This window comes from Streptomyces beihaiensis, from assembly GCF_026274175.1.
GTDB lineage: Bacteria > Actinomycetota > Actinomycetes > Streptomycetales > Streptomycetaceae > Streptomyces > Streptomyces beihaiensis.
This window is the reverse complement of the sequence record NZ_JAPHNL010000121.1, coordinates 1-7,989: the sequence shown is the minus strand read 5'-3', so window position 1 is coordinate 7,989 and position 7,989 is coordinate 1. Positions and strand designations below refer to the sequence as shown.

Below are 7,989 nucleotides of genomic sequence, written 5' to 3'. Positions count from 1 at the left end.
GTACCCGGCGGCGCCGCGCGTCGCGAGCGCCCCGGCGAGGAGGGTGCGGCGGGCGGCCGAGCGCAGCCGCTCCTCGGCGGTCCAGGAGCCGGCTCCGGCCGGGCCCTCGGGCACGTCCCGCCACCAGCGGATCTCGTCGCTGGGCACGGCGAGCTGGACGAGCACCTCGCGCGCGCAGGCGGCGCCGCTGCGTTCGAGGGCGACGAGCGCCTCGCCGAGCAGTTCCTCGCTGTCGGGGAAGGCGCTGCTCTCCGGCACGAGGAGGCTGGGCCCGGATCCCGGCCCCGGCAGCGTCCAGCGCGCGTACCGGCCGGTGGCGCCGCCGCGCCGCCGCCAGCCGTGCCGGTCGAGCAGGGCACCGAGCACGGCCGGGTCGACCTGACCGGGTTCGGGGCCCGCGAGGTCGACGGGGTGGGCGCGGGCCGCGCCCAGGGACCGTACGGGCTCGTCGATCGGGCGGTGCTGCATCGGGTGACTCCTTCCGGGCCCCGCCGCGTCGACCGGTTCGCCGGTCGGGTGTCAGGGCCGCCCGCCCGCGCCGACGCGGGTCATGATGTCGCACAGAGCGCGGTCGTCGAAGATCCGCGCGGTCGGGATGCGGACGGTGGTCCTGCGCCGCCCGGTGACGGGGTGTCCGGCGAGGTTGGTCCAGTAGCAGCAGTGCCGCAGGTCGAGGCGGTCGTGTCCGGCGCGCAGCCAGTCGTCCTGGGAGCGCGGCACGATCATCACGACGAGGATCTTGTGCACCGAGACCGGGGTGCGGGCCAGCTTCTCCAGGTGCGCGTTGTCGAGCGTGAAGGAGAAGCTGGGGCCCGGCGGAGCGGGGGCGATCTGGTAGGTGGCCTTCAGCTGTACCTTGATGGTGACCTCGTCGTCGACGGCGTGGCCGGGGGCGCTGTGGCTGACGTGCCAGTCGATGCCGTTGTCGGGAAAGGGCTGGGAGAGCGAGCAGCCGGCGGCCGCGGCGACGGCGTGCAGGTATCCCACCTGGAGTGTCTCCATGCAGGCGGTGGTGGCGAGTGTGCCGCGCGGCGGTGCGGTCCGCCCGTGCAGCAGCCCGCCCTGTTCGGGCCGCGCGAGCGCCATGGTCCAAGTGACCTTCCGGAACCGGCCGATCCCTGCCGAGATCAACCATTTGATCAAGCACGGGTCAATGGCTCCCCGCTGAACTGCCATGACTCGTACCTGTGTTGTCTCCCCTCCGCGTACGACGCAAACGGCCCGGGTATCACGAAAACGGGCAGCTGACAGGGCTGTTCAACGTCATCTGCCGTACGTGATCGAGGAGTTGTATGGACATGACGTGTTGGTACGAGGGCCCGCTCGCCGCCTTCGACACGGAGACCACGGGAGTGGACGTGGAGAGGGACCGGATCGTGTCGGCGGCGGTCGTGGTGCAGGAGGCGGCGGGGACACGTCCGCGGGTGACGCGCTGGCTGGTGAACCCGGGGGTGCCGGTCCCGCCGGGCGCGACCGAGGTGCACGGTCTGACGGACGAGTATCTGGCGCGCAACGGGCGGTGGCCGGCGCCGGTGATGGAGGAGATAGGCCACGTGCTGGCGGAGCAGGCGGCGAGGGGGCGGCCGCTGGTGGTGATGAACGCCCCGTTCGATCTGACGCTCTTCGACCGCGAGTTGCGGCGCCACCGCGCGTCGTGCCTGGCGGACTTCCTGGAACCGGGGCCGCTGTGCGTGCTCGACCCGAGGGTCCTCGACAAGCATCTGGACCGGTACCGCAAGGGCCGCCGCACGCTGACGGATCTGTGCGCGCACTACGGGGTGGAGCTGACCGGCGCGCACGACGCGGCGGCGGACGCGGAGGCCGCCCTCGAGGTGGTGCGCGCGGTGGGCCGCCGTTTCGCGGCCCGGCTCGACCGCCTCTCCCCCGCCGAGCTGCATACGCTGCAGACGACGTGGCACGCCGCGCAGGCCCGTGGCCTTCAGGCGTGGTTCGCCCGCAGCGGCACCGACGAGGCGGTGGATACGGCGTGGCCGATGCGTCCGGAACTCCCGGCGGCTGCCTGAGCGTTCCCCCGTCGGGGCCCCGGAAGCAGAAACGCGCCTGCGCGCGGCCCTGGTGATCCCCGCGCGCGGCCCGTCTCTCCCCATGCTCGATGCGTCACCCCGGGCATGCCCGGAGCATCACCAGGAGCCGCCGCCACCACCGCCGCTGCCCCCGCCGACCCCTCCTCCGCCGCCACCGCCGCCACCGCCGCCTCCACCTCCGCCTCCGCCGGAGGACGACGGATAGGAGCTCGAACGTGCGGAGGCGTCCATGAGGCCGAGGGCGAAGCCGGGGAGGAACCCCGGCCTGTTCCTGGTCCTGTTCCTGGTCCTGTTCCCGTGTCCGTCGTCGCGGCGCGCGGCGGAGGCCGTGGAGCCGGCCACGGCCCGGTCCCAGGCACCGGCCACGTCCAGGGCCACCGCCCAGGCGGTGCACAACCGCAGCCGGGCGTCGTCGAGGGGCTCGTCGTCGTGCCGCGCGGACGGGTCCACGAGATACCGCCGGAACGCCTCCGCCTGGAGCCAGAGTTCGCTGCCGCGCGGGCTGCGCCGGTTCAGCTCCCAGGACCGCAGCGACAGCGCGAGTCCCGCTCCGACGGTGAGGGCCCCGACCACCAGGACGGGCAGCCCGGCGGCGTTCCGGCCGCCCCCGATCCAGGCGCCCAGGGCGGTGACGACGAGCCCGAGCAGGGCGGCGCCGACGCCGACGAAGGGGCCGACGCGAGCCCGTCGCACGGAGACCTCGTCCCACAGGTCGCTGTTCTCCTGCCAGGCCGTCAGTTTGCTGTGGAGGGACTCCCAACCGGACCGGAACACGGTGTCGCGGTAGCCCAGGGTGATCTCGTCCCGCCCGGAGAACATCTTGTCGAGGATGTCCGCGGCGTTCGGGTCGTCCGCTGCCTGCGGTCGCTTGCCACGCTTGACGCGTGTGAGAGTGGGGCGTTCGTTGGTGCCACCGACGGTGATGTGCCCGTTGATCTCCGCGCCGAGCAGCCAGGCCACTTGGTGGTGGCTGTTGACGCGTTCGGCGAGCAGGATTCCGCCCTGTTCCGGCGGCAGGTCCTCGGGGGGCACGGGCGACGGCGTGAGCGAGGCGGCGAGGCGCTCGAGAGAGACGGGCCGGGTGCGGCCGGGCGGTCCGTCGGCCGTCGGTTCGGCGATCCGGTCACGGCCGAACAGGCGCAGCAGTGCGACGGCCACGGCGGCGGCGACGAGGGCGAGGACGAAGGCGAAGAGGGCCACGAGCCATGAGTTGGTGACGGTGGCATGGGCGGCCTGCCTGGTGGGCGGCTCGGGCAGCGCGGGCGGCGGTCCGGTGAGTCTTCCGCCGCGGGTGGTGTGGACGGTGACGCCGTGGTGGCCGCGCAGCCGGTCGAGGGCGATGTCGAGCGTCCCGGGCCGGTCCGTGCTGACGGCGCAGGGGGTGCTGCTGCCGTCGGTGCCTTGGACGCAGCGGGTCGCGGTGAGCCGGTAGGGGGCGGTGAGATGGATCCGCACATGGGAGCTGTCGGCTTTCCATCCGGTACCGACGGCGTTCCAGGCGATCTTGCCGTTCTTCACGACGTCCTGGAGGGTGTACTGGATGCGGTACCGGTGCATGCCGGTGACGGATCCGTCGGGGTCGCCCACGCGGATCCGGGTGGCTGTCTCTCGTTTGCCGTTGGGTTTTTCGTAGTAGTCGCCGACGTCCAGATCCCAGGGGACCCGGTGACCGTCCATGGTCGCGGTGACGAGGTTCTCGTCGTAGCCCAGGTCCGGCACGTCCCGGTAGATGCCGTGCCGGGTTGTGTCCGACTCCCCGAAGTCGTAGTCGATGACCTCCGTGACCCGGATACTGCCGTCGTCGTGCACCTGGGCGCCGACCCACAGGGTGGTCACGCGCTCGACGTTGCCGGTCTCCCGGAACAACGCGACGACGAGGACGATCGGCAGCGCGATGAAGAAGATTTTGAGCCAGGTGAACGCTCTACGTGCTTCGGCCGCGGTCCGGACCCGTGGCCGGGATCCGGACCGTACGGTCTTTCGCCCTTCGCATCACCCAGGGAAACGCTCAAGGAAACATGCCCCCTTCACCATGGGGCCTCCCCAGCCCCCGAAGATCGGCAGCGTATACCGGCCACAGGCGCATGAGAAAGGCCGGTCCGCTGGTGCGGACCGGCCTTCTTCCCGGTGGGCGATACTGGGTTCGAACCAGTGACCTCTTCGGTGTGAACGAAGCGCTCTCCCACTGAGCTAATCGCCCGGGAACGCGTTGAACCATACAGGTCGTGGCGGCCTGCGTTCAAACCGATCGCAGCCTGGACGCGAGCCCCCGCCGCCCGCCGCGCATCATCCAGGCGTGGTTGGCGAGGAAGACCGGCCTGCCGGGCAGCGCGAGGAGCCGCATCAGTGGCTTGCGCACCTCGACCTCCTGGTCGTAGTCCGCGCGCGTGCCGCCGGGCTGTGCGCGCAGCGTCCAGCGCGCCCAGCCGTCGAGGTCCCCGGTCATCCCGATCTCCAGGACTCCGGCGGCCGGGTCGCGGTGGCGTTCGCGGGCCGTGACCGTCAGGCCGTAGGGCAGGAACGAGCGGAAGACGGCGACGCCGCTGGTGTCGTCCAGCCGTGTCATCGAGCGCACCTGGGGCCACCATGTCGGGTACTCCTCCGCCCGTTCGAGGACGGCGAACACGGCGTCCGGCGGCGCGGGCAGCCGCCAGACGCTGTGGAAGCGGTAGTGGGACCAGGTGTGCGCGCTGGGCTTCATGGCCCGATTCTGCCCGTGCTCGCCCGTGCGGGACGGTCACGGCCGCGATCGCCTCACGGCATCCGGTCCCCGACCAGCGCGAGGTTCTCGATGGCGGCCAGACCGTAGAGCGCCGTGGCGTTGGTGCTCACCCACGGCACCTCGGAGCCCTCCACCAGGGCCACCGGCCCCTCGATCTTCTGGGCGCTCCAGTCGTTCGACTCCTTGTAGTCCCAGGTGTCCTTGCTGTGGAAGAACTTCTGCCAGGCGCGTGAGGCGAGTGACGCGTCGCCGGTCTGCACGGCCGCGTACGCGTCCAGGCGCGAGTGCCCCTGGAAGAGGAGCAGGACGCCGAAGTCGTGGCCGTAGCGCGCCTTCTGTTCCGCCTTGGTGGCGTTGAAGTAGCGGCAGTAGTCGAGGTACGCCTCCTTGAACTTCGGCATGTCTACGAGGTAGATGAGCTCGGCGCACAGTTCGTTCAGGCCGAAGACGGCCGACAGGTGGGAGACGGAGACGACCGGCTCGTCGGCGATCGCGAACTCACCGGTGTCGAGGTCGTACAGGCCGCTGCCCTGCACGAAGCCGTTGGGCTGGGCGGCGATGGTCTCCATCGTGGACAGGACCCGCGCCCTGGCCTTCTCCCACTCGGGGCCTCTGCGCTCCCACTCCGTCAGCCACGCCGAGACCAGGCCGCTCCAGTCGGTGCCGAAGCCGATGGACAGGGCGTGCCGGTCGGGGGTGTAGGGCTCGGTGCGGATCTTGCGCAGCGGGTCGAGGACGAGGAACGTCTCGTCGGAGTCGACGTTGGCGTGCATGAGGTCGCCGACACGTTCGTCGCCGGTGAGGAAGTAGTAGAAGCGGCGGTAGGTGGTGTTGGCGATGCGCTGCTGCTTGGCGCTGTCGCCGAAGTGCTGGACGCCGTGCCGGGTGCCGAGCCCCGCCCACGTGCCGAGGTGGTAGACGTCGACCTCACCGGTGTGCCGGGTCATGGCCTCGGCGAAGCGGAACAGGTCGGCGCGGCCGGAGCGCAGGTAGGCGTACCAGAGCCACAGGTCGGGCGAGAGTTCGGAGTTGTCCCAGGCGTAGCCGCCGACGTCGTAGCGCCACTGGTGCCGGGCGGTGTCGTAGGAGTGCATGATGTCGCCGTAGTCCCAGAAGCCGTACCAGCGACGCTGTTCGACCTGGTCCTTGTAGTACGTGAAGAGGAAGTCGAGGTGGTCCTCGATCTTCGCCTTGGCGGGGGTGGAGCGGTCGGGCTCGGCGTACAGGCCGGGGCCGAAGACCTTCGCGGCGATGAGCTGCCGGGGCGGGGCGGCGAGCTGCGGCAGGACGCGGACGGCCTTGGCCTGGGCGGCGAGGGTCTCGGCCTTCGGGGTGGAGGCGTTGGCCCAGAAGACCAGTTCGCTGGTGCGGGCGATGCCGTAGGGGGTGCCGAAGCCGGGCTCGTAGTCCTCGTAGGTGATCTGGAGGGCGTCCAGCTGCTTGGCGTACGTGTCCTCGCCCATGCCGTCGTGGTAGAAGCGCAGGTCCATCGGCTGGGCCTCGGGCGACCAGAGCCAGAGGGTGACCTCGGCCTCGTCGGTCTGCGCGTCGCGGATGTCGAGTCCGGCGGGGAACTTCTCCCAGAAGTCGCGCAGGCCGAAGGAGAGCCCGCCGCTCGCCCCGCCGACGTAGCCGAATCCGCCGGCTCTGCGGCCGCCGCCCGCGGCGATCCAGCCGTGGCCCTTCGTGGTGCGCTTGCGCAGGGTGAAGCCGTCGGCGGACAGCTGGGAGAGCGTGTAGTCGCCCCATTCGGGGATCCACTTGAGGCGCGTGGTGACCCGCTGGTCCCAGGTGGCGGGGTCGGGCAGCTTCTCGCCCGCGAACTGGGCGGCCTGCACGGCGGCGCCCGGGTCGCGGCGCAGCCCCGTGACGCCCTTGACGGCCTCGCGGAGCATGCCGGTGCCCTCGCCCGCGATGCGGATGTGCCGGTCGTACGGCTCGTCGCGCAGGGGCACGGTGAAGCGGACGCCGAGGCCGCGGATGAAGTCGCCGGAGGACGTGCCGGGTTCCTGGGTGCCGTCGTACGTGATGGTGTGCACCATGCGGAAGGAGTCGGCGCCCGCGTAGAAGTAGAACCGCACGGAGAACGGCAGCCAGCTGCGGTTGCCGTGACGGTGCTTGCCGTCGACGCGGACGACGGCGCGGACCGGCCCGTCCTGTTCGACGGTCGTCCTGTGGATGGCGCTGTCGAACCGTTCGTACTTCTGTGCGCCCTGGTCGCCGTCCTCGATCTCGCCCTGCCGCAGCAGCACGAGCCGCCCGTTCTTCGCGATCTCGGTGGAGCCGCGGGTGACGGTCTTGACCAGGCGCGATCCGCTGGTGCCGAGCTTGGTGACGACGACGCCGGTGTCGACGGTGACCGAGCCGCCGTGCGTGTCCACGGTCACCCTCTTCCTCGGCTCGGCCGCGGTGCCCGCCTTGAGGGTGAGTTTGCCGTCGCCGGTGCCGGGCCCCACGGCGTGCGCGGTCCACTTCAGGGAGCCGTCGGGCCACTGGGCGAGCGGCCAGGTCTGCACCGGCACGTCCTTGCCGTCGGCGGTGGTGACGGCGAACTCCTGCCCCTTCTCGTACGCGCCCATCGGCCACGGCACGCCGACGGTGGAACCGGGTGCGGCGCCGGGGCCTCCGTCCTCCAGCCAGTCGAGGGTGACCGGCTGCGGGTCGGCGGCGGTGGACCGCGTCGCGGCCCGCGCGGCGTTGCCGCCGAGGACGAAGCTCGCCTGGGTGGCGGCGCCTGCGACCGCGGCGGCCTTGAGGACCGAGCGGCGGGGAAAGCGGGGATCGGGTGACATCTGTGGTCCTTTCCGTGCATGCCAAAGGTGCTGTACGAGAAGGGAGTTGACGCGGAGGGAAGGGAAGGGGGCGGCGGTGCGAGGTGGGCGGTCAGCCAGGTCGGCCGCGCTCCTCCACGGCGAGGGCCGCCGCGGCGAGCACGCCGAGCGCGGGCACGGCCAGCGGCGCGACGAACAGCGCGGTCAGCGCGACGACCGCGACACCGCAGACGAGCAGCAGCGACCCGGCGGGCGCGCGGACCGTGCGGCGGGCGGCGGCACCGAGCAGCGCCCGCCACCGGGTGTCCGGCTGCCACACGGCGGCGGCGCGCAGCACCGTGACCGTGCCCGCCAGGAGCGCGACGAGGCCGACGGCCGCCGCGCCCCGGCCGCCGGGCAGTCCGGCCCGCACGGCGCGCAGGTCGACCCAGACGGCGGCGCAGGCGCCGAG

General features: G+C 72.0%; 5 protein-coding genes, 1 tRNA gene and 2 pseudogenes. 1 reads left to right on the top strand and 7 read right to left on the bottom strand.

What is annotated here, in order from left to right; all coding sequences use genetic code 11:
• Both OFY01_RS13330 and OFY01_RS13325 read right to left on the bottom strand, forming a co-directional pair.
• Window positions 1-468: pseudogene (locus OFY01_RS13330) on the bottom strand (hypothetical protein); the annotation flags it as partial.
• A 51-nt stretch (window positions 469-519) separates the two neighbouring features.
• A complete protein-coding gene (locus OFY01_RS13325; protein ID WP_266599542.1) occupies window positions 520-1,086 on the bottom strand; it encodes a DUF4365 domain-containing protein in 567 nt (188 codons plus the stop codon).
• A 212-nt stretch (window positions 1,087-1,298) separates the two neighbouring features.
• On the opposite strand from OFY01_RS13325, the gene OFY01_RS13320 reads away from it, so the two are divergent.
• The gene (locus OFY01_RS13320) at window positions 1,299-2,024 is read left to right on the top strand and encodes a 3'-5' exonuclease (protein ID WP_266599543.1); all 726 of its coding nucleotides are present in this window, start codon (window positions 1,299-1,301) and stop codon (window positions 2,022-2,024) included.
• Between the two features lie 117 nt (window positions 2,025-2,141).
• Here OFY01_RS13320 and OFY01_RS13315 read toward each other — a convergent pair whose 3' ends face one another.
• From OFY01_RS13315 to OFY01_RS13295, 5 genes and pseudogenes are all read right to left on the bottom strand, one after another.
• Window positions 2,142-3,881 carry a DUF2207 domain-containing protein gene (locus tag OFY01_RS13315; RefSeq protein ID WP_266599541.1) on the bottom strand — a complete coding sequence of 580 codons (1,740 nt, stop codon included), beginning with the start codon at window positions 3,879-3,881 and terminating at the stop codon, window positions 2,142-2,144.
• Window positions 3,882-4,173: 292 nt separating this feature from the next.
• A tRNA-Val gene (locus tag OFY01_RS13310) sits at window positions 4,174-4,245 on the bottom strand.
• A gap of 39 nt (window positions 4,246-4,284) precedes the next feature.
• The gene (locus OFY01_RS13305; protein ID WP_266599540.1) at window positions 4,285-4,746 is read right to left on the bottom strand and encodes an SRPBCC family protein; all 462 of its coding nucleotides are present in this window, start codon (window positions 4,744-4,746) and stop codon (window positions 4,285-4,287) included.
• A gap of 53 nt (window positions 4,747-4,799) precedes the next feature.
• Complete coding sequence (locus OFY01_RS13300) at window positions 4,800-7,559, bottom strand: exo-rhamnogalacturonan lyase family protein (RefSeq protein WP_266599539.1); 2,760 nt, start codon at window positions 7,557-7,559, stop codon at window positions 4,800-4,802.
• 91 nt (window positions 7,560-7,650) lie between these two features.
• A pseudogene (locus OFY01_RS13295) lies at window positions 7,651-7,989 on the bottom strand (hypothetical protein); the annotation flags it as partial.